Source organism: Dehalogenimonas sp. NIT-SK1, from assembly GCF_055384165.1.
In genome coordinates this window covers 680,778-702,870 of record NZ_AP042352.1, presented here as the reverse complement: position 1 = coordinate 702,870, position 22,093 = coordinate 680,778, and the positions used below count along the sequence as shown (strand labels likewise).

Here is a 22,093-nt window from a genome sequence, read left to right as displayed (position 1 = left end):
TTACTGGCAGAGCCTTCTGGAACTGGTAACACCCAGCGCCTTGTAGATCTGCAGCGTAGCATCCGCATTATTCAGCGTATAAAAATGTATGCCGTCAACACCATGGTCGACAAGATCTCGAACCTGCTCCGTAGCCCAGTGAACACCCACTTCCCGGACGCCTTCATCGTCCTCAGCCCGGCTTACCGCCTTGAGCAGACTTGCCGGGAAACGGGTGCCGGCGGCCAATTCGGCCATTTTTTTCATCTGCCTAACTGAAGTCAGCGGCGCAATACCGGCTACAATAGGAACATCAATGCCCGCTAAATGGCAGCGTTCGCAAAAATCATAAAAATCCCGGTTGTCAAAAAATAATTGGGTACAGATATAATCAGCACCGGCATCAACCTTGGCCTTCAAATAATCCATCTCAGTCAGCCGATTGGGCGTCTGCGGATGGCCTTCCGGATATCCGGCTACACCGACTCCCATATCGGGAAAGTTCTTCTTGATATACTCCACAAGTTCAACCGCGTAACTGAAACCATTGACCGCGGGAACAAAATTAGCCTGCCCTTTGGGTGGGTCACCGCGTAAAGCCAGGATGTTCTCTATGCCGCTGGCTTCATATCTTTTCAGAATACGGTTAATCTCACTCCGGGTGGAACCGACACAGGTCAGATGTGAGATAACCGTCAGTCCGGTTTCCTGCTGAATTCGCACCAGCAAGTCATGAGTCAATTCCCGGGTTGAACCACCGGCACCGTAAGTTACACTGACACAGGCCAGTTCCAGCGGAATAAGCTCTTTGATGGTAGTGAAAAGCTTTCGTGATGCTTCTTCTGTCTTGGGCGGAAACAGTTCAAAACTGAAAACTATCTGTCCTTTGCCGTATATATCCTTAACATTCATACAAGCCTCACCAAGCGTTTATTCACCCTGGTCTATATAGCCAGTCAGATAAACAACGCTACTCATAAAAAACCTCGGTTTCGCCCGGTATAAGCAGATTCCGCAGCTCGTTTTCAAAAAAGAACTCCTGCTCACCAAAGGCCGGTATCAATTCATTATACCAGGTAGCGTCTTCATTATATTCGGCAAAAAAAGGTCTGCCGACCCAGTCTGGGTTCCTGCCTTGGATCATACGGAGCACCATGACTTTTTCTCCTTGCATATCTCCGGGGCCCAGGATCTGTACCTTCCCCGGCAGACAGGACATGCTGGGTCCGCCCACCATTCGGCATACACCGCTGACTGATTGAAAAGCCTTTTGGTATATTTCCCATGCTTTCATCAGCGGTACGGAAAAATAATGATGGGCGCCGGTATCACGGGCTACAAACATGTAATATGGTATGCAGTTCAGATCGACCTGGCGGCGCCACATTTCGGCCCAGATTTCCGGTGCGTCATTTATATGCCTCAATAACGGAGATTGTGTCCTGATTATCGCCCCGGTATCCTGTATTCTAGCGATAGCATCTTTTACAATATCCGTCTTCAGTTCCACCGGATGATTGAACTGAGCCATAAAGGCCAGATGTCTGCCCGAATCCCTGACTTTTTTGAATATATCTAATAGTTCTTCCGCGTCATCATCAGTCACAAAACGGTAGGGCCAGTATGATAATGCTTTAGTGCCGATCCGAATGGTTTTCAGATTAGGCAACTCATCGGTCAAAAGGGGTTCAATGTACCTGGCCAGTATCTTGGACTTGATCACCATGGGATCCCCTCCGGTGAACAGCACATCGGTCACTTCCGGATGCGCCAGTAGATACTCTTTTAACAGGTCAATTTCCCGGGTGGCTATCTTCAATTCTTCCATTCCGGTAAATTGCGGCCAACGGAAACAAAAAGTGCAGAACGCATGGCAGGTCTGTCCCTGTCCAGGAAAAAACAACACCGTTTCCCGGTATTTATGCTGAATCCCATACAGCTTTTCTCCCTGGTGAACCGGTACATTATGTTCCATCTGGCCGGAAGGATGAGGATTCAGCCGCTTTCTTATTTCATCAGCGGCGGCATCAATCTCCTGCTTGCAGGCTTCTCTTTTGAATAAATTCCCTATGCATTCATAGTCCGAAGGCTGCAGCATTTCTTTCTGTGGAAAGGTAGTTATATACATGGGGTCATTCGGCACTGCTGACCAATCAATCAGCTGTTCGGTAACATAATTGTTGGTCCGAAAAGGCAGTACAGAACCAACAATTTCTATATCCCGTTTTTGCTCATTACGCAGATACTTCAGCTGCGGTAAGGTATCCAAATTATGCAGTGAATAAGGTTTGTAGTGCACTTTAAATCTCCTTGCTCATTTCAATCGGCATCTACGTGTATAACACCGGAAAAAAGCGTGTTGGGAATATCATCCGACTGAAAAATCAAGCATAATTTTCAGTAAACGATTATGGAATGTCTGCCAGGTCCAGTCTCAGTTAAAGCGTTTTCGGCACCTTATTTGAAAAATATATTTACAAACAGGCTCGATGCATATCCTGCTTGAGAACAACTGAATTAAATAATTACATATTAATCGGCTTTGATACGCCGCCTTTAAGCGCCATATTATAGCATCCCATTTACGGGGATACCAGCAACCAATCTGCTTATCAATATAACCGTGTCCATTGCTTCTTGGTATTTCTATCCGCCATCAAGCGAGGGGTGTTCAATATTCAAAAACCAGCTAGCCGGGTCAAATAAATAATCATAGTAATCAGAGAGAGTCAGGGCATGATCCCATTCCTCATTAGCTACCGCGGAATAAAAGTTCTTCTCACTCTCATAAGAAGCTTGCTCCGCCCGCTCTTTATAAAATTCATAGCTCTTTTTTTCTTTTTCAATAGCCTCTTTTATCAACTCAATTTCAGTCTCATTGCCGCTGATGTCAGCGCCCATTGCCCGGCAGGTTCTAACCAGGGTGTCTTTAATTTTTCGGCTATTGCCCAAAACCGGTTCAATATCCGGCCAACCTTTTTCTTTAGAAACAGCATCATATATTTTTTCAAATTCGGCTCGGTGCTGCTCTTCTTCTTCAGCCAGTGAAAGTAGCAAATTTCGACCGGCTTGGTTGTTGCTCTCCTTGGCAGCAGCCATATAGCATTCTCTGCCGTCCGTCTCTATTTCAATGGCGGTGCTGACAGCTTGCAGCATCACCTTTTGTTCATCAGTCAATCGCATATTTTCCCTCCTTGTCGGATAATCATCGAAATGGAACTCCACTCCAAATCACGGAGATAACTGATTACCGCTTTATCTCAATTTTACCATTTTTCATATCTAACCAGTTCCGCTAGGGTTTTTCGTTTTTTTCCTTTAGGTGTATCAGCCGAGTAACCTAAAGGAGTAAAGGCGACCGGTTCCACGTTTTCCGGCAGCTCCAGTACGGTTTTGGCCGCGGAAGGGTCAAAGTCCGCCACCCAGCAAGTACCGAGGTCCATTTCCGTCGCGGCCAGAATAAGATGATCCATGGCAATAGCCGCGTCAATATCAGCGTAATTCTTGCCGTCACGACGAGACCAGGCTTTATCATCCTGGGCACAAACACCTATTATCAGCGGCGCCTGCACGAACCAGGAGGGTCGGTATATGCGGCGAAGTTCATCCTCCCGCCCGTTAGTATGTATCACAATAAATTGAAATGGCTGTAAATTACAGGCCGTGGGCGCCAGCCGCATCGCTTCCAGCACGGCCTTCAGTTTAGTTTCTTCTACTGGAACAGGCTTATACGCCCTGACGCTGTATCTTTGGCTGAAAGAATCAATGAGCTTCATAAGCCTCCTTTTCATTATTGAAGAATATTTTCAGTGGATATTATACTACACCAATGCCTAAAATTATTATTTGCCCGCGTGAGCGGAATGGGAGTAAAGTTAACTGACACGGATATTTAAGATGAACGATACCAATTTATTATTAAAAAGGGCAGAGCTGCTGGCTCTGCTTCGCCGTGAAATTGACGACCACTCGGTTATCGAAGCTATCTCCAGAGTCCCACGCGAAGCTTTTGTCCCGTCGGAAAATCTCCACCAGGCTTATGATAACAGACCACTGGCCATCGGCCACAACCAAACCATTTCACAGCCGTCCATTGTAGCCCGGATGACGCAGGCTCTGGAAATAAAACCGGGGCAAAAAATACTGGAAGTCGGCACAGGCAGCGGTTACCAAACCGCTGTTATGGCCGAAATGGCTGAATGGATAATTACTACGGAACGGATACCGCAGTTATCCGAGCGGGCAACGCTGGTCCTGGAGCAGCTGGGATACTCCAATATTGAGTTTCACATTACCCGGGAAAGCCTGGGGTGGCCGCCTCAGGCACCCTATGACGCCATCATGGTCACTGCGGGGGCTCCGGAAATTCCGGCAGAACTGTTAGAGCAATTAAAAATCAACGGCAAAATGGTTATTCCCGTCGGGTCTCTCCACGAACAGGAACTTTACAGGGTTACCAGGAGGCTAAAAGATTATACTCTCGAAAAACTGGGCGGTTGCCGTTTTGTGCCGCTCATAAGCAAAACCACCTGGCAGAACCAATAATAATCACGCCCATCCCACGAGGACGAAAGGGCCGCGCTCTATTCAATTTTTCAATTCTGAATAAGACTGTTTATAATTTCCCGCCTGACCGCATCATCTTCTTAAACACCTTCTTAAACACTCGCATGGTGGTTTCAATATCAGCCGAACTGTGCGCTGTTGATACGAAAGCAGCCTCGAATTGCGAAGGAGGCCAGTAGATACTTTCTCGTATCAAATCTTGGTGAAAGCTGCTGAAGACATCAGTATCTGAATTCTTTGCCGTAGCATAGTTAGAGACACCCGCGGATGAAAAGAAAACGGTCATCAGGCTCCCAACTCGGTTTAAAGATGCCGGAAGCCCTGACTCATCAACAGCTTCCAAAATCCCAGCTTCCAGCATGGCGGCCTTCCCTTCCAGTGCCTGATATAATCCGGGAGAACTTAATTCTTTCAGGGTAGCAAGCCCTGCCGCCATAGCCAAGGGATTGCCGGAGAGTGTCCCGGCCTGGTAAACGGGTCCTGACGGAGCTACCAGTCGCATTACATCCTCGCGTCCACCGTAAGCCCCGACCGGTAGTCCACCGCCGATTATCTTTCCCAGTGTCGTCATGTCGGGTATAACACCGTATTTTTCCGCCGCACCGCCATAGGCCACGCGAAAACCGGAGATAACTTCATCAAAAACCAGCAAAGCCCCGCGTTCCCGCGTAATATCTCTCAGTCCCTCCAGAAAACCGGATTGAGGCGGGACAACACCCATGTTGGCGGCTACCGGCTCTAAGATAACCGCCGCGACCTGGCCGGGATAATGATCAAATAACAGTTCAACCGATTCAAGATTATTATATTCGGCGCTTAGTGTTTCCGTGGTAAAAGACTCCGGAACACCGGGGCAATCCGGTATGCCCAGGGTAGCTAAACCGGAACCGGACTTGGACAACAATCCATCGGAATGTCCGTGATAACCGCCCTCAAATTTAATAACTTTATGCCGTCCGGTAAAAGCCCTAGCCAGGCGCAGAGCGCTCATTACGGCCTCAGTACCGGAATTAACCAGGCGCACCATCTCCATATGCGGCATGGCGTTGTTAATCAAGCGGGCCAGGTCAATCTCCAACCGGCTTGGCGCTCCAAAACTGGTGCCTTTTTCAGCCGTCTCCGTCACTGCCGCAACCACTGAGGGAAAGGCATGCCCCAATATCATCGGCCCCCATGAACCGACATAGTCAATAAAACGGTTGTTATCAGCATCAACTATATAAGCGCCTTGCCCACGCTCGACAAATACCGGTTGCCCTCCAACCGATTTAAAAGCCCGCACCGGACTGTTGACTCCGCCGGGCATTAGTTTCTGGGCAGCTGTATATAAACTAGCCGATTGTTCGAATGTTTTCATATTCTCCCTTCATTTAACCAGCAAGCCGCGTCCTTAGCGTGATAGGTTATTACCGCATCGGCACCCGCTCTCTTTATGGACGTCAGTATTTCCAAGACCAACCGCTTTTCCTCACCCCAGCCAAGCTGTGCTGTGGCTTTAACCATCGCGTATTCGCCGCTGACGTTATAAGCAACAATAGGACAGTCAAATCTCTCCCTGGCCATTCGAATGACATCCAGATAAGCCAACGCCGGTTTAATCATCACCGCATCCGCCCCTTCCTCAATGTCAGTTATTATCTCCCGCATTGCCTCACGTGAGTTAGCCGGGTTCATCTGATAACCTTTCCGGTCGCCAAAATCCGGACATGAACCGGCCGCTTCTCGGAAAGGACCGTAAAAGGCGGAGGCATATTTGGCGGAATATGACAGTATCGGCGTGTTTGTATATCCGTTTTCGTCCAATGCACCGCGGATGTAGCCAACCCGTCCGTCCATCATATCTGAAGGCGCAATAATATCAGCCCCGGCCTCTGCATGCACCACTGCCATCCGGCCTAACAGAGATAATGTAACATCATTGTCAACATCACCGCCTCTGATGACTCCGCAGTGTCCATGACTGGTATATTCACATAAACAGACGTCAGTTATAACCGTAATATCCGGGGCAAGTTCTTTTATAAGACGAACCGTTCGGGGAACTATACCTTCCGGATCCAGCCCTGAGGAACCCTCCTCGTCTTTGCTGGCTGGAATACCGAATATAATAAGGGTCTTGATTCCCAGCTTAAGGATATCATCAATTTCCTGAGGCAGGCTGGTGAGTGTCTGTCTCACGACACCCGGCATGCTGGAAATAATTTGAGCTTCAGTTTCTCTTTCAACAACGAATAAGGGATAAATCAAGTCTGCCGCATTTATTTCCGTTTCCTTAAAAATATCTCTCAACCCGGCAGTCCGGCGCAGCCTTCTCAATCTCAGCTCGGGGAAATGACTCATATATCTTCCCTCTCCTTAAAAAAAATCTCAATGGCTTCAACCAGACCGGATACTGTATGCTCCGACGCCACGACATCTACTCTTAGACCTGATTTCTCTGCCGTTTTTGCGGTAACCGGTCCGATGCAGGCAATCATCTTATTGTCGCGGATGGCTGAAACATCAACCAGTTTCAAAAAATGTTCCACGGTGGAAGATGAGCAGAAGCTGATAATTTCGGCTTCCTCCGCCAGCGACCGCGCCTGTTCGAAATGGGTACCGCATTCCCGAACCGTTCGGTAAGCGGCTATTTCCAATACCTCTCCTCCACGGCTTCGTAACCCTTCGGCTAAAAGAGGTGGAGCGATGTCGGCTCGCGGGAGCAGGAAGCGTTTTCCATTTATTTCCTCATCTCGCAACTCGGCTAAAATCGTTTCCGCTTTGTAGGCAGAAGGCAGAAAATCAGCGGTTAATCCATATTCCGACAATAATTCGGCAGTAGCCGGGCCGATGGCGGCGATGCGACATCCAGCGAACCATCGTGAGTCTTGATGCTTAGCTTTCAAACGTTTAAAAAAGGCCGCGACACCATTGACGCTGGTAAACACCACCCAGTCAAATTTTCCTCGGTCCAAAATCGCCTTATCAATCTGCGGTTCATCCCCGGATTCAATGGAAATCACCGGCAATTCTAACGGAATCGCCCCTCTTTCGATAAGACGCCTAGCCATAATACTTGCCTGACTGCGGGAACGGGTTACCAGCACTTTTTTACCATGAAGTGGCCGATTATCGAACCAGTTGATCTTGGCCCGCATCCTGACCACCTCTCCCACTATGGTGATTGAAGGCGGGCGAATATCCGCTTCGGCGGCAATTTCAACAATATCAACCAATGTACCGGTGACCACTTTTTGTGCCGGACGCGTACCGTTCATGATTATAGCAGCCGGGGTCTCCGGTGCATGCCCATTTTCAACCAGGCGGGCTACAATATTGGATAAATTGGCCGTACCCATCAAGAAAACCAGGGTATCAGTTGCCTTCGCCAGCCTGTTCCAGTCAATGCTGCTTTCAGATTTGCCAGGGTCTTCATGCCCGGTGATGACCGAGAATGATGATGCCAGTGTCCGATGTGTTACCGGTATCCCGGCATAAGCCGGAGCGGCAATAGAAGACGTTACCCCCGGCACGACCTCAAAATTCAGCTTGTTGTCACGCAAAGCCTCGGCTTCCTCTCCGCCGCGACCCAGCACAAAGGGATCACCGCCTTTCAAACGAACCACATTCTTGCCCTGTAGAGCTTTGTCCACCAGCAGCTGATTTATCTCCGACTGTTTAAGGGCATGGCAACCGGCTTTCTTACCGGCATATATTTTTTCACATTGCTCTGGAACCGCTTCCAAAAGCTGGTCGTCAAGCAGATAATCATAAACGACAACATCGGCTTTCTTCAGACAATCCCAACCTTTAACCGTTATCAAGCCGGCATCCCCAGGTCCGGCCCCTACTAAATACACCTTACCTTTAGCCATTTTTATCCCCGATCATCTCTATGAACTGGTTAGCTCCCCTTTCCAGGAGGGTTTCAGCCAGGCTTTTGCCCAGTTCGCCGCAGTCAACCGCCGGCCCTTTGATATCCGCCCTGATAATTCGCTGGCCATTATGGTCCGCTATCATTCCTCTCAGGGTCAGCGTTCCGTTGGACTCAACCTCCCCCAAAGCCGCTATCGGTGCCCTGCAGCCGCCGCCCAGTCTTTTCAGCATTGCCCTCTCAGCGGTAACGGCTTGGTAAGTCGGTAAATGGTCAATAGTTTTTACCAGTAAGGATGATTCCGAGTCATCATTCCGGATCTCAATCCCCAAAGCGGCCTGTCCAGGCGGCGGCAGAAAATAATCAAGAGGTAAATATTCTGTAATTCGGTGCTCCAGCCCAAGTCTGACCAGGCCGGCGGCAGCAAGTAACACCCCGTCACAATTGCCGGCGGCAACCCCATCCATTCGGGTCTCAACGTTACCCCTGATCGATTGCACTTTCAGATCGGGCCTGACAGCTTTAACCTGGAATGCCCTTCTCAGACTATCAGTGCCTATTCTGGCCCCATGATGAAGCTCAGCCAGGGTTTCGCCGCGTGTTATCAATACATCTCTGGGATCAGCCCTTTCAACCACAGAAGCCAATTCCAGCGCGTCGGGAATACCCACCGGCATATCCTTCAGCGAATGAACGGCGATGTCAATTTCTTCTGTTAGAAGCGCGGCTTCAATTTCCTTAACGAAAAAACCAACTCCCGGTAGCTCTCCCATCGACACCCGACGGTTCAAGTCGCCCTGGGTGCTGATTTTGATAATTTCAAACTTTTCCCCGGGATGCGCAGTTTCTAAAATTTTTTTAACCGATTCAGCCTGTGCCAGCGCCAGACGGCTGGCCCGCGAGCCGATTTTGAATATCCTGCTCATTAAACTTTTTCCTTATCCAAACGGAATATTTCACTGACCATACGTGAATATTCCTTTTTGTTCTGCGCATCATCCTTCAAGTAATCTATAGGATCATGCAGGACTTTGGTAACAATAGCTTTAGTCATTGACTCCAGGCATTCCTGCTGCTTTTCAGACATAGGGGGAAGCTTCCTGAGAGTCATCTCCAATTGTTTTCGGCGGATATCTTCCGCTTTCTGAATCAGGGCACTTACTATGGGTTTAATCTCCAGTGTGTCCCACCACTCAACAAACTTCTCAGCCTCAGCGCCGATTATGTTCATAGCCTTTATGCTTTCACTCTGACGCTTGTTTCGGTTAATACTGCATATATCATTCAGGTCATCAATATTATACAAAGCAACATTCTCAATAGTTCTAACCTGGGGGTCAATATCACGCGGCACGGCGATATCTATTAATACCAAAGGTCTCCCTTTCCTGATTTCAGTTGCTTGTCTGACCTGCTCAGAACTGATAACAAGGTGAGGCGCGGACGTACAGCTTACCGCCACGTCACCTTCAACAAGGGCTTCGGTAATATCATCTACAATCATGTCAGCTCCAAGCGAATCAGCCATTAAATGAGCCTTCTCTCGCGACCGGTTATAGATAATCAAGCCGGAAGCGCCACGGTCTCGGGCGGCCTTGGCTACTAATCTGCCGGCTTCCCCGGCTCCGATGACGGCTATCACCCGACCGGTCAAGTCGCCGAGCACTTCTTTAGCCAGTTCAACGGCTACGGAACTTACGGAAACTGCGCTTTGGCTTATCATGGTTTCTTCCCGGACCCGCCGGCCGGTGCTTAATGACTGGTTGAACAGATTTCTCAAAGGCAGATTAATCATGTCCGCTTTTTCCGCTGCTTCCAGAGAGGTGCTTATCTGCCCCAGCACTTCATACTCACCGATAATCATTGAATCCAGACCGCTGGCAACCCGAAACAGGTGACCGCAGGCGCTGGCGTTTTTTTTCAAATATATATGGGGCAGCAGGTCGGCGAAACTGACGCTGGTAAATTCATTCAGGAAATTAACCAGTGATTCTTCCAGAAACTGTCCATCTTTATCAGAAGTGGCATATACTTCGGTTCTATTGCAGGTTGATAAAATAACACCGCATTCAACATATTGCCTCAATACCGCGAGTCCTTCGTTCAGCCGTGATTGACCTATAGCCAGTCTTTCACGAATAGCTACCGAAGAAGTGCTGTGATTGACTCCGACACAACATATCTGGAGTGTGTGATACTTGTTTGGCATTATCCTTCCCTGAGATTATCCAATAATATCGTTTTTGCGTCTTCAGTTCTTCCATCCCGAAGCAAATTATTCAAATATTCAATATTCAGTACCTGCTGCCACTTTGCTGGACTGACGAAAGCTCCTTCGGCCAATAACTGTTGCCGAACATCATTTACCAATTGTACCAGCTCAGCGTATTCCGGACCGAAATAGTCTTCCAAGTTAGTGCGGATCCTGCGGGCTAAAGCCGGACTCCTGCCGGCGGTGGAAACAGCGATGGTCAGATCCCCGCGCTGCAGCGATGAAGGCACGATAAAATTGGACCTTCCGGCATCATCAACCACGTTGACCAACTGCCCTCTCCGTTCAGCCTCGGCGTATACCATGTCGTTGACTTCAGCTTTATCCGTAGCTGATACAATCAGAAAGAAACCGGCTAAATCACCATCCCGGAATTCTCTCTCCACAATAGTAATCCACCCTTCACCACCAATTTGTTGCAATTCCGACACTAAAAAAGGGCTGATTACCGTTATGCCCGCCCCGTATTCCAGCAATGTTTCAACTTTGCGCAAAGCCACGCTGCCCCCGCCGATAACGGCGCACTTCCTCCCGGTTATATTGAGAAAAGCCGGATAATAACGCTTTTGGGGATTCAAAACCGGTATTTGACCCTTTCTTTCTTGATTTCCCGGGTACTGAATAAGGCTTCATATTCTTCAAGGCCCAGTTCACTGGTTACTTTTTCTGCCACCTGAAAACAATCCTGTTTTTTTTGCCCGTGTATCATGGCGAATAAATTATGACTCCAGTCTTCGCCGGGCCTTCGCCAGTAGCAATGACTGACTTCCCGACAAGCCGCCAGCCGGGTCCCGGCCTCGTCTATCCTTACAGGATTTACTGTCCAGCAGGTCATCGCGTTTGCCTTATATCCGGCCTTGCGATGATTGACCGCCGCCCCGTAACGTCTCATAACACCCTTATCTTTTAAGGCCCGGCAACAGGCTAAAAATTCGTTTACATCCATTCCGCAGTTTGCGGACATTATGTTAAATGGTTGGGCAATAAGCGGCAAATCCTGCTGGATTTCATTGAGTACCTTTTTTTCCAAAGAAGTTGTTTCCACTATTTGGTAGATGTTCCCCATATCAAAGTTTCCCGGAGTCGGTTGGTCGTTTTCAGTCAGATCAAGAAAAAAACCGATTTTATACAGTTTTACTACCGGTAAAGAAACCGCCGAGTCAGCGCCGGTTTCCTTCCGCAGCTTTTCCAATTCCGACTGCACATTATTCTCCGAGTGCCCGGCAAGGGTAATCCAGACATTATAATCATGTTCCCTCAGATAGGCATGACTTATGCCTGGATGGGCTTTAATCACCAATTCAGCTTTATCAAGATGTTCCGCCGGCACCCGCAGGGCCGCCAATATTGTGTGACGGCCTAGCTTTCGAGCCTCTAAAACCGGTCCTATCTGCCGGATTAACCCCTCATCTTTGAATCGCTGTATGCGCCTTATGGTCTCTTCCTCACTGATTCCCAAGCGCCTTCCAAGAGTATCAAAAGGCTCACTTTCCAGCGGGAACTCACGCTGTAGCAAGCCAATAAGCTGTTTATCTGTTGTATCCAAATCCAATAACAAGCCTCTTGAGTGCTTTCCGTCTATTTGGTAATCGTTTTTTTAGGATTATATACGCAATAAGGTTCAGCTTCCATGTAATTACCGGTTGCTTCATAAGCCCGTGCCCTGCAGCCGCCGCAAAGCCGGCGGTATTCACAATAACCGCATTTTCCTTTGTAAGAATTCAAATCGCGTAAATCATTAAAAAGCGCCGAATTATTCCATATATCCCTGAATGATTGTTCCCTGGTATTACCGGCAGATACGTCAAGGTAGCCGCAGCCCTGCACCTGGCCCCGGTGAGAAACAAAGCAAAAACCTAATCCGGCGAGACACCCGCGGCTCAGGGTATTCATGGCATGGTGCGCCGGTGCCTGGCATCCGACAGGTGCGTCCCCTGAATGACAGCTGCCAGCCGGATTTTTTGTTTTCAACTGCTTTTCCCGCTGTTTCATTATTCTCAGGTAATGAGGTGCATCAGTTGGCTTAAAAAACATGCTGTCACCCATTTCCTTCTGCTTGTCGTAAATCCAATTGAGAATATCCTCATATTCCTGTGGGGCAAGCTCCACTTCAGCCAACCCTTTGCCCCGGCCGGTAGGCACCAGCATAAAAGGGTGGAAAGCAACGGCACCGAGTTCTTTAGCCAGCAACAGTAGTTCTTCAAGATAACCTACGTTCAACTTGGTAATAGTTGCATTAATCTGAACCCCGATACCCGCCCGCCGGGCATTTTTTATTCCCTCTATTGCCGCTTCAAAGGCACCTTCGTGTCCGCGAAATTTATCTTCCATCACCGCGTTTGGAAAATCCAGCCCGACTCCAATACGGGCCACGGATGCCGCCTTCATTTTCGCTGCTGTTTCTTCCGTTATTAAGGTGCCATTTGTTCCCATCACTACCCGCAAACCCTTGGAAGAGGCATATTCGGCGACATCAAAAATATCTTCTCTCAGCAGCGGTTCGCCGCCGGTAAGAATAAGTATCGGACTGCCGACTTTGAGTATGTCATCCACCAGCCTGAAACATTCTTCCGTGCTGAATTCGTTGGTGTAAGGCCCCTGAAGCGCTGATGCGCGGCAATGGTCGCAGAATAAATTGCAGCTTCGCGTTATTTCCCAGGCCACCAGCTGCAGTTTAGGTTCCAGTATTTGTTTGCCCGTCCGATTGGTCTCCGTCATTAAATACCTATCTCTTCGTCTGTGAGGTAGCAGGCCGGGTCATCACCCCAGTAGTCGCCGCTGACAGCTTCCGCCCTAACCCGCAAATTACCGTTACACAGCTCAAGAAACCGGCAATTGGGGCAGCGCTTCCCGGAGAGTATTTTTTTTCTATCTTTCAATCCTGCCATCAGCGGAGATGAGGTATCCAGCCAGATATCACCGAATGGACGCTCTTTTACATTACCGAACGTATGATGCCAGGTAAACTGGTCCGGATGCACCTGTCCGGTGTCATCAACAGCGCCGATCCGGATTCCGGAACTATTGCCGCCGTTTTTCTTCAAAAGGCTATATATAATAGAAGCTCTTTCCGCATCTTTTTCCTTTGTTTTCAGGTAAAGATAGACACCGTCAGCTGCATTGTCCACCGTCAAAACTTCCTTGGCAATGCCTTTATTATGCCATTCTACGGTGCGCTTACAGATAGTATCCAGCGCCTCTCTGGTCTGGTCATGAGCAAGGTCATCCTCTATCATCTTATCCCCCCTGCCGGTGTAAGCGAGATGGTAAAAACAAACCCGGGGTATATTTTCTTTCTCAATCAAATCCAGTATCGCTGGTATCTCCCGGTGAGTATGACCAGTAATAGTCAGCCTTAGAGAAACCCTCTGATTACAGGCCACGCAGCTCCTAATACCGGCTAATGCGGCATCGAAAGCGCCTTTGTGCGCCCGGAATTTATCATTGTTTTCGCCTATCCCGTCAAGGCTGATGCCTACCTCAGCAAATCCGGTATCCTGTATTTTTTTTGCCATCTTTTCATCAATGAGAGTGCCGTTGGTAGACAAAGCAACCCGCATTCCCTTCTCACGGGCGAAGGCGGCCAGTTCGAATATATCATGCCGCATCAAAGGCTCACCGCCGGAAAAAAGAATAACCGGAACCCCAAAATCAGCCAGGTCCTGAATAAAGGCTTTGGCTTCATCGGTGGTTAATTCATCGGGTGAACCATTATTGTTGGCACTGGCGTAGCAGTGGATGCAGTGCAAGTTGCACGCCCGGGTACAATTCCAGACAACAATCGGCGGCAGAAAAGAGTTATGACGCGCAACCTGATCCTCGCCGGGTTTACCATAGCGCAGAGAATCCTGGGGGCCGATATTATCACACAACAGACGGGAAACAGATATCATTAATGGACCTTTCTGTGCCTGCGTAAGCAGCTGGCGGTAGACATTTAACATCGTAAGTATATCATAAGTACTAACACTTTTGCCATATAAAACTTGACTGGGCGATAATACGGCGTTAGAATCCTTGGAACAAATTGAGGCTTTGCGCCTCAACTGCTGAGAGGAAAAAATGGCTAATTTCAAACGGCTTCTTATTCCGCTTGACGGATCTAAATTGGGTGAAATAGTATTTCCGTTCTCCAGGGAACTGGCTCATCGTCTGAACATGGAGATCACCTGCCTGCATATTTGCGAATTGGGGGACAACCAATTCTGCCCCATGCACGAAGCTTATGTTAAAACTACCGCTGATAAACTCATGGAACAAGGCGAAGAAAGCGGGCAGCCGGTTAAAGCCAAATCAGCCATATTCGAAGGCCAGCCCAGCGAAGGCATCGTAAAATACGCCGAACAGGAAAGCAGTGATTTTATCCTGATGGCAACTCACGGCCGCTCCGGCTTCAACCGCTGGGTTTTAGGCTCCAACGCCATGAAAGTACTGCGTCGTACCAATATCCCGGTATGGCTTATTCGCAACGGGAGTTCGGTAAGCTGCAACTGGCCCAGAACAGAGATAATTGTGCCGCTGGATGAATCACCCCTGGCAGAATCAATCCTGCCATTTGTTATTAAACTGGTGAAAGACTGGGGTCTGGAAAATACTCAGGTAATATTGACCAAGGTATGTGATGAACCGGTAATCCCGGCTGATTTTACCGATGAAATGCAGGATGTGTGGCGGGAAAAAAAGAATGAGGAAGCGGCAGTATGCTCCGTTTCCGGACAACGTTACCTTAAATCCATCCAGGCCAGGCTTAATGATGAAGGAATTGATACACGCATTGAAGTCCGTGTCGGCAAAGTAGCAGATGAAATAATCAGCCTGGCTGCCGATTCACCGTTCAGTTTTATTGTAATGTCAACCCACGGCCGTTCCGGCCGTGGTAGATGGGCATACGGCAGCACCACCGAGAGAGTAATAGTCAGCGCCACCTGCCCCATTCTGCTGGTTAAACCTGAGAACCAAAACCGTTAAATTAGTTATTAACCCCTATAGTAAAACTGTCGATTTTTGCTCAAAAAACAGGCGCCTTCAGTCGATGAAGGCGCCTGTTTTTATTTCAAAATATTTTCGCCAGCATCAACTACCGGCGGTTTCCGGCTCCTCCTCCACAGGGAAACTAGCCTTTTGTTCTTCAGTGGACAAACCGTATCCCCGTCCTTCGAATAGAGGCAGGTATTTGGCCACCACACGGAAAAGGAACATAGCCCCGGCAACCAGTCCTATGGAAAACAGCACTTCGGTAGCCGCCGGAATGTAGGCTGTGGTTCTCGAAGGCGCAAAAGAAATCAGGTCAGTACTCAATCTGTTCAAAACCACTCCCAGCATTACGAGAACTGCTGATGAAAAAAGCCAGCCTGAAGACCGCCGGACCTGGGGGATGAACAGCAGCAGCATCGGCAACGCCATCAGTCCGATCTCAACGGCGAAAAGCCAGCCGAAAGCGTTATCAAAAGTGAAACTATCCAACCTTCCGGTGGCGTGTAGGTCCCACAGCCGGAAACTGAGATAGGCCAGTAGTATCCAGGCGGCGGCTTTACCCAACCCCCCAAGCAGGTCAACCCTGAGACCTTTTTTAAAGATTTTGGAACTGACGGTTGACTCGAATATCACCACGCAAAGCCCCAGCGCCATAGCTGATACAAAGAACATGTGACCCATCCACTCGCTGTACCACAATGGATACATCAAGTGAGGCATGATCAGATGCACAGCCCCCAGCGAGGACTGATGCATAAAAGAAAGTGTAATGCCAAGTATTATCAGGGGAATCATTATGGAATGAAGAACCTTAAGTATCCGCCGCAGGCGGAAACGTTCCCCAATCAGCGGCGCGAACTCGAAAAAAAGCACCGTAGTATATATCGTCATGCATACGGCTACTTCAAACATCACCGATTCCGGCTGCCACATCCATAAAGGATGAACAATCCGCGGCGTGCGGCCGATATCAATAGCAATGCCCGCGCCGGCAATTACATAACCGATAAAGGCGGTAAAAACCGCCGGCCGGATCACCGGCCAATAACGCTTGATACGGAAAATATAGACAATACCGGCGGTGACAAATCCACCGGCGCTGAGCGCTACACCACCCATGACATTGAAAGCCACCCAGATGCCCCAGGGCCAGTCATTGCTCAAATTGTCTACCGCATGCATGCCGAAAATAAATTTCGCCGCAGCCACCCCAAGTGCTCCCAAAGCCAGCAGCAGCAGAAAAACGCTCCAGGGAGTAAACAAGGGAATATTACTTGATGGCGCCCACTTGGTATAAAAAGAAGGCTTATCATTACTCATGACCGGCCTCCTTTTTCTCGGGCATTTCCCCCAGGGCACGTCCCCGGATATACCAAATTGCGGTCAGTGAACCGATAATGGCCGCGGCTTCCATCGGGATTTTGCTTAAAAACTCCCAGGTTAACTCCGGCATATGTTCGTGGGGAACATCCATATTGAAACCCAATTCCTGAAAAGGCACACCGGCTATATAAAACAGCGAGGTGCCGCCGGCTTCTTTTTCCCCATATACATAATCAACATATTTTTCCGGGTATTCCTCAATGCGGCGATGAGCTTCCGCCAACAAGGCTTCCCGTTCGCCGAATTCAATCGCCTTGGGTGGGCATGCTTTGGAACAGGCTGGCTGTAAGCCTTCGGCTATACGGTCCCAGCAGAACCAGCATTTGCTGACTTCCGGCCAGGTGCTGTGATAATCATAATTGGGAATACGGAACGGGCAGGCCTGGGCACAGTACCGGCATCCCATGCACCTGGCCTCATCCCATACAACCGGGCCGTTGGGATGCTTTCTCATAGCGGCTACCGGGCATACGGAAACACAGACCGGATCAACACAGTGAAAACAGCGTTTATGAACAAAGTTCCATGATAATTCACCCTGTTCGTCAATGACCTCGTGATATTCCACATTCAGATAGGTATGCTCGTTTCTCTTAGGGGGATTGGTAACCACCGGGCTGAATGAAGTCTCTGAAGACGGTAAACGCCACCACTGCTTGCAGGACATCTGACAAGCCCGGCAGCCAATACAGCGGGTAATATCAACCAATACCGCTACTTCTACCATTTACGCCCCCTTAGAAATATCGCATAAAAATGACTTGAATTCGGGAACCCCGGAATTGACGTCTCCGGCGCTGGGAGTCAGGATGTTAGCACTGTCACCGGTTGCCATGCCCATATAGCCCCATTGGGTCGGCAAAGCCACCTGGTGAATGGTCTTACCTTGAATTTCGAATGGTTTCATCCGTTTCGTAACCAGGGCTTTCATGACTACCCGCCCCCTGGCCGAGCTGATAGTCACCAGGTCACCACTTTCAATGTTCCTGGTAGCTGCCAGTTCCGACCCGATTTCTATATAAGGCTCAGGCGACATTTCAAGCAGCCAGGGCATATTCCTTGTCATCTGTCCCGAACCCCAGTGTTCACCTACCCTGAAAGTGGTAGCCACCAGCGGATAATCCGCGGGATTCCCCTTGGCGCCTTCAACCGGGTTTATCACCGGATTATGGGCTACCGATGAGAGAGCATTGGGCACCGGGCTTTCCCATGGTTCATAATGCTCCGGTATCGGCCCGTCCAAGAGACCAGGAGAGAACAGGCTCCCTTTTCCGCCGATCAAAGCGCTAAAAGGACTCATATCCGGTGACCCCGCCCCGTCCGGAACATCACCTTTCCACGTCCGGGTGAAGGAATTCCATTCGATTACCGGATGTCGTTCGTTCCAGGGCATACCATTGCCGTCGACAGAAGCCCGGTTGTATAAAATCCGGGTGTTTCCAGGCCAGCTCCAGCCCCATCTGTGATAGAGATTTATAATAAACCCGCCGGGATCCCGATTACGACGAGCCGCCATGTTAACCGTTTCAGTCATGCTACCGCGATACAATCGATTGCCGCAGGATGTTGCCCCTTCAGAACTCAAAGCATCTTCCGCCCTCAGCATCCTGCCTTCTGCCGCGCTGACTCCGTTGATTTCCCGGGCGGCATCCTGTGGTCCACGGTAATCCCAGGTAAGGTCGGTTAAAGCGCTTTCATGTGGCCCGCCTTCGGTAACATATAATGCTTTCAGTCTTTTCATAAGCTCGTTAATCAGGTCAAAATCAGACCGGCTTTCCCCCAAGGGGTCCAAAGCCTGATTTCGCCACTGCATCCAGCGCCCGGCGTTGGTAACGCTGCCTTCTTTCTCAAACGACGCGGCCGCCGGCAGCAGGAACACTTCGGTCTTAATACCGGACGAGCTGGTACCGGGTCTTTTCCAGAAAGCGGCTGTTTCAGTTTCAAAAAGGTCAGATACCACCATCCAATCCAGTTTTGCTAAGGCTTCTCGGGTAAATCCGGCGTTGGAACTGCCTACCGCCGGGTTCTGTCCCCAGACCATCAGCCCCTTTACCTCTCCCTGGGACATCGCCCTGAACAGCTCCATACCGTTATATGAACGTTCAATGTCCAGACGAGGCAGATTATCATAGGCAAAGCCGTTTTCAGGCCGGGCATGCGTTGAGTACCAGCTGCGGAGCAGGCTGGTAAGTGCAGGTATTCGCTCGTTGATGGTTAGTAATCCCGCTGAACTGTCATTATGTCCTTCCAGCCGGTCCTTATACTGCTTCATGTCTATATCAATATCCCGCGGCAAATCAATATAACCAGGCAGCAATTCAGACAGCATCCCGTGATCGGTCGCTCCCTGGGCATTTGATTCTACAGTAAGTGTATTAACCCCTCCGCCGGCAACACCGATATTGCCTAATAGCAGCTGCAGTACGGCTAAAGACCGTACAATTTGAGTGGCATTAGTATGCTGGGTAACTCCGGTGGAACACACGATGGCTCCGGCTTTTTCTCGTCTGCCGGTCTGTGAGAAAGCACGATAAACTTGCGTCAGAACATCAATGGAAGTACCGCATATCTCGGTCACGTTTCCCAAGGTGTATCGGGCAAAATGTTTTTTCAGTATCTGAAAAACGCAGTTGCTGTCACTTAAAGACTCATCAACCATGATATTACCGGCGGAATCCCTTTGGAATCTCCACTCATCCCGCAAATAGTTGCCGGTATTGGTATTATAGCCGGAAAACAAGCCGTCCAAGTCCGCCGGACCTTGATAACCATCCCGTACCAGGTAAGAGGCGTTGGTGTAATTCCTGATGTAATCCGGGTTATAATCGTCAGGATTATTCTCCATATCTGTTATCACATAATTGATCAGCCCACCGATAAAGGCGATATCGGTTCCAGACCGCAGCGGACAATAAACATTCGCCTTGGCCGATGTCCGGGTGAACCTTGGGTCAACACTGATGACAACAGCACCCTTGTCCTGGGCTGATTTTACATGAAGAAAACAGGCCGCGTGGTTTTCGGCCATATTGGACCCGATAATTATAATGCTGTCGGAATTTGATAAATCAGTCCAGTGATTGCTCATCGCCCCGCGACCGAATGATGCTTTCAGACCGCTTATTCCAGACGCCTGGCTGTCACGCCCCTGGTGTTCTATGTACGCCACCCCCAGTGACCGCATCATTTTAGAAATTAAATAGCATTCCTCATTACTAAGCATGGCCCCACCGAGAGAGGCTATGGCGTCGGTCCGGTTCACTCTCCGACCACTACTATTGGTTGAAATCCAGTTCTGGTCCCGGGTATCTTTGATTTTTCGGGCAATGCGGTCCAGGGCAAAATCCCAATCTTTGATTTCCCATTCTTCTGAACCCGGGGCCCGGTAATGAACTTGCTGCAATCTAAATTGGTTGCTGCTGCATTCTTCGCTCCCATTGCGCAACTGAACCAGGGCTCCTCCCTTGGGACAGACAGAACCATGATTTATGGGATGTTCAGGGTCACCTTCCACTCTTACCAGCTTGTCGCCGTCTGTATAGCATATAAGCCCGCAGCCGCAGGAACAGAACGGGCAAGTAGTTACCGTCTCCTTACCCCACCTGAGTTCTACCGTTTTAATGTGACTGTCAACCAGCGGCTCCAGCGGACCTCTGAACAGCCCAGTAGCTGCGAACAAACCAACGGTTCCGCCGCTGTATTTTAGAAAATCCCTGCGGTTGATCTTTTTCTTCATCCAGCCACCGCCGATTTCTCACCGACAGAACAGGGCAGGATTATTCTTGGTCTAGCGGCATTTCCATTCAACAAGTATATCGGTGGCCTATCCTGTTTTGCCATAACTCTCCTTCGTGATCCTGTTAATTAGTTATGGTGCGGTACTAGTCGGTATTAAGTATATGGTACTAATACTTGTGAATGCTACAACAGCCCTGTCTCGGTTGTCAACTTAATGACCCAAAAGCCGGAGGGGAGAATAGTGTTGGCTACGCTCCCCTCCTTGCTTCACGCGAGAATTAATTAACTTAAGTCAGCAATCGATTTCTTCAGTAGTTCACTGGCGTAGTAGGAATTGTGAACTCCCAGACTGCCGTCTTCGGTTACCAATATCCAGTTCCAGTAAGCGCCTATCTGGTCTTCAGTAAAGGTCTGTCCGGTTACTGGATGGCCGTCGTGCATAACACCCTGCTGTTCCAGCAGTGCTTCAAGTTGATCAAGCATCGCCTGGGTTTCTGTCTGCACATCATGGCGGTTGAAGGTATTCAGGTCAGCATGGCAATCCTGGCAGCCTTCCAAAGAAGGTTTGAACGTATGACCGCCGGCTTGAATGGCTGAATCATCAGCCATATGGCAGGTCACGCAGCCTCCTTCGACCTCAGTAGCGTGGGGATTGGGATCATCAGTCAACCCGTAACCACCGATACTGAGCAGGAAATTGGCCTGCGGTCCGTGATGCGGGCCGTAATGAGTGCTGCTGAAGCTGGTAGTCCCACCACTGGACACCGGCGGAGCTGTTCGTGTCTGGTGGCAGTTGACACAAAGATTACTGGTGCCGGCGTCATAAACCTGACTGGAATCAGTAATCAAGGAAACCGGTTCAGCATTGCGGAGGGCGAAGTCATCTTCGGAATAAGTCGTGTGGATTTCATGACAGGAACGACAGTCAATTTTGGTATTGTTGGCGGGAGCGTCAACATCATTGGTAGCTCCACCCTGTTCCTGCCACGCCACAAAGCCTGAACCTGAGTGACACGCGGTGCAATTATCCCTGGCCCCGGCGTAATCAAGTGTTAAGCCGGCGTTGTGCCCGGAATAGCTGTACTGCAGCCTCTTGGCGGATATGAGGTCGGTTTCATTGTGACAGTCAACACAGGCTACAGTTGCATCTTCACCCGGTTCACCTTGAGGCCCTGGCGGACCCTGCGGTCCGGTTGCGCCCGGTTCTCCGGTACAACCCGCCAGCACCAGGGCCAGACCTGCCAACACAAGCAGCCCGAGCAAGGCGGTTACCACCCTTCCCCGAGTCTTTTTGGGCATATCATACCTCCTTTCTCTTTATTTTTTCG

Annotated in this window: 19 protein-coding genes; 2 read left to right on the top strand and 17 right to left on the bottom strand. The window is 49.5% G+C overall.

Annotated elements, in window-relative coordinates:
- From metF to ACZ48S_RS03690, 4 genes are all read right to left on the bottom strand, one after another.
- Complete coding sequence (metF, locus tag ACZ48S_RS03705; protein ID WP_464214199.1) at positions 1 to 891, bottom strand: methylenetetrahydrofolate reductase [NAD(P)H]; 891 nt, start codon at positions 889 to 891, stop codon at positions 1 to 3.
- A 58-nt stretch (positions 892 to 949) separates the two neighbouring features.
- Positions 950 to 2,278 (bottom strand): KamA family radical SAM protein, encoded by a 1,329-nt coding sequence (locus ACZ48S_RS03700; protein WP_464214197.1) that lies wholly within the window; start codon positions 2,276 to 2,278, stop codon positions 950 to 952.
- A gap of 347 nt (positions 2,279 to 2,625) precedes the next feature.
- Complete coding sequence (locus tag ACZ48S_RS03695; protein WP_464214195.1) at positions 2,626 to 3,162, bottom strand: ferritin family protein; 537 nt, start codon at positions 3,160 to 3,162, stop codon at positions 2,626 to 2,628.
- An 83-nt stretch (positions 3,163 to 3,245) separates the two neighbouring features.
- Positions 3,246 to 3,755, bottom strand: coding sequence for a nitroreductase family protein (locus tag ACZ48S_RS03690; RefSeq protein WP_464214193.1), 510 nt, complete (start codon positions 3,753 to 3,755; stop codon positions 3,246 to 3,248).
- A gap of 121 nt (positions 3,756 to 3,876) precedes the next feature.
- Between ACZ48S_RS03690 and ACZ48S_RS03685 the strand changes: the two genes are divergently transcribed.
- A complete protein-coding gene (locus ACZ48S_RS03685; protein ID WP_464214191.1) occupies positions 3,877 to 4,524 on the top strand; it encodes a protein-L-isoaspartate(D-aspartate) O-methyltransferase in 648 nt (215 codons plus the stop codon).
- Positions 4,525 to 4,594: 70 nt separating this feature from the next.
- Here ACZ48S_RS03685 and hemL read toward each other — a convergent pair whose 3' ends face one another.
- From hemL to ACZ48S_RS03640, 9 genes are read right to left on the bottom strand one after another with little or no spacing between them, the layout of a single operon-like run.
- On the bottom strand, positions 4,595 to 5,902 hold the full coding sequence (hemL, locus tag ACZ48S_RS03680) for a glutamate-1-semialdehyde 2,1-aminomutase (protein WP_464214189.1): 1,308 nt from the start codon (positions 5,900 to 5,902) through the stop codon (positions 4,595 to 4,597).
- On the bottom strand, positions 5,899 to 6,885 hold the full coding sequence (gene hemB, locus ACZ48S_RS03675; RefSeq protein WP_464214187.1) for a porphobilinogen synthase: 987 nt from the start codon (positions 6,883 to 6,885) through the stop codon (positions 5,899 to 5,901). The genes hemL and hemB overlap by 4 nt, the downstream gene beginning before the upstream one ends.
- Positions 6,882 to 8,399: a uroporphyrinogen-III C-methyltransferase gene (gene cobA, locus ACZ48S_RS03670; RefSeq protein ID WP_464214185.1), complete on the bottom strand. Its 1,518-nt coding sequence runs from the start codon at positions 8,397 to 8,399 to the stop codon at positions 6,882 to 6,884. Before cobA ends, hemB begins: the two co-directional genes overlap by 4 nt.
- Positions 8,392 to 9,324 carry a hydroxymethylbilane synthase gene (hemC, locus tag ACZ48S_RS03665; protein WP_464214183.1) on the bottom strand — a complete coding sequence of 311 codons (933 nt, stop codon included), beginning with the start codon at positions 9,322 to 9,324 and terminating at the stop codon, positions 8,392 to 8,394. Before hemC ends, cobA begins: the two co-directional genes overlap by 8 nt.
- Positions 9,324 to 10,607: a glutamyl-tRNA reductase gene (hemA, locus tag ACZ48S_RS03660; protein ID WP_464214181.1), complete on the bottom strand. Its 1,284-nt coding sequence runs from the start codon at positions 10,605 to 10,607 to the stop codon at positions 9,324 to 9,326. The genes hemC and hemA overlap by 1 nt, the downstream gene beginning before the upstream one ends.
- Positions 10,607 to 11,248 carry a precorrin-2 dehydrogenase/sirohydrochlorin ferrochelatase family protein gene (locus ACZ48S_RS03655; RefSeq protein ID WP_464214179.1) on the bottom strand — a complete coding sequence of 214 codons (642 nt, stop codon included), beginning with the start codon at positions 11,246 to 11,248 and terminating at the stop codon, positions 10,607 to 10,609. Before ACZ48S_RS03655 ends, hemA begins: the two co-directional genes overlap by 1 nt.
- Positions 11,245 to 12,222 (bottom strand): siroheme decarboxylase subunit beta, encoded by a 978-nt coding sequence (gene ahbB / locus ACZ48S_RS03650; protein ID WP_464214177.1) that lies wholly within the window; start codon positions 12,220 to 12,222, stop codon positions 11,245 to 11,247. Before ahbB ends, ACZ48S_RS03655 begins: the two co-directional genes overlap by 4 nt.
- 26 nt (positions 12,223 to 12,248) lie before the next feature.
- Positions 12,249 to 13,388: a radical SAM protein gene (locus ACZ48S_RS03645; RefSeq protein ID WP_464214175.1), complete on the bottom strand. Its 1,140-nt coding sequence runs from the start codon at positions 13,386 to 13,388 to the stop codon at positions 12,249 to 12,251.
- Positions 13,388 to 14,563: a radical SAM protein gene (locus ACZ48S_RS03640; RefSeq protein WP_464214544.1), complete on the bottom strand. Its 1,176-nt coding sequence runs from the start codon at positions 14,561 to 14,563 to the stop codon at positions 13,388 to 13,390. Before ACZ48S_RS03640 ends, ACZ48S_RS03645 begins: the two co-directional genes overlap by 1 nt.
- Before the next feature lie 169 nt (positions 14,564 to 14,732).
- Here ACZ48S_RS03640 and ACZ48S_RS03635 point away from each other — a divergent pair, with 169 nt between their 5' ends.
- Positions 14,733 to 15,638: a universal stress protein gene (locus ACZ48S_RS03635; RefSeq protein ID WP_464214173.1), complete on the top strand. Its 906-nt coding sequence runs from the start codon at positions 14,733 to 14,735 to the stop codon at positions 15,636 to 15,638.
- 105 nt (positions 15,639 to 15,743) lie between these two features.
- Here the strand turns inward: ACZ48S_RS03635 and nrfD are convergent, their stop codons facing one another.
- The 4 genes from nrfD to ACZ48S_RS03615 form a co-directional block, all read right to left on the bottom strand.
- Positions 15,744 to 16,964 (bottom strand): NrfD/PsrC family molybdoenzyme membrane anchor subunit, encoded by a 1,221-nt coding sequence (gene nrfD / locus ACZ48S_RS03630; RefSeq protein WP_464214171.1) that lies wholly within the window; start codon positions 16,962 to 16,964, stop codon positions 15,744 to 15,746.
- Positions 16,957 to 17,754 (bottom strand): 4Fe-4S dicluster domain-containing protein, encoded by a 798-nt coding sequence (locus tag ACZ48S_RS03625; RefSeq protein ID WP_464214169.1) that lies wholly within the window; start codon positions 17,752 to 17,754, stop codon positions 16,957 to 16,959. The genes nrfD and ACZ48S_RS03625 overlap by 8 nt, the downstream gene beginning before the upstream one ends.
- Positions 17,755 to 20,763: a formate dehydrogenase-N subunit alpha gene (gene fdnG / locus ACZ48S_RS03620; RefSeq protein WP_464214167.1), complete on the bottom strand. Its 3,009-nt coding sequence runs from the start codon at positions 20,761 to 20,763 to the stop codon at positions 17,755 to 17,757.
- 284 nt (positions 20,764 to 21,047) lie between these two features.
- Entirely contained in the window at positions 21,048 to 22,064 is a 1,017-nt protein-coding gene (locus ACZ48S_RS03615) for a hypothetical protein (protein WP_464214165.1), read from the bottom strand.
- Positions 22,065 to 22,093: the final 29 nt, after the last annotated feature.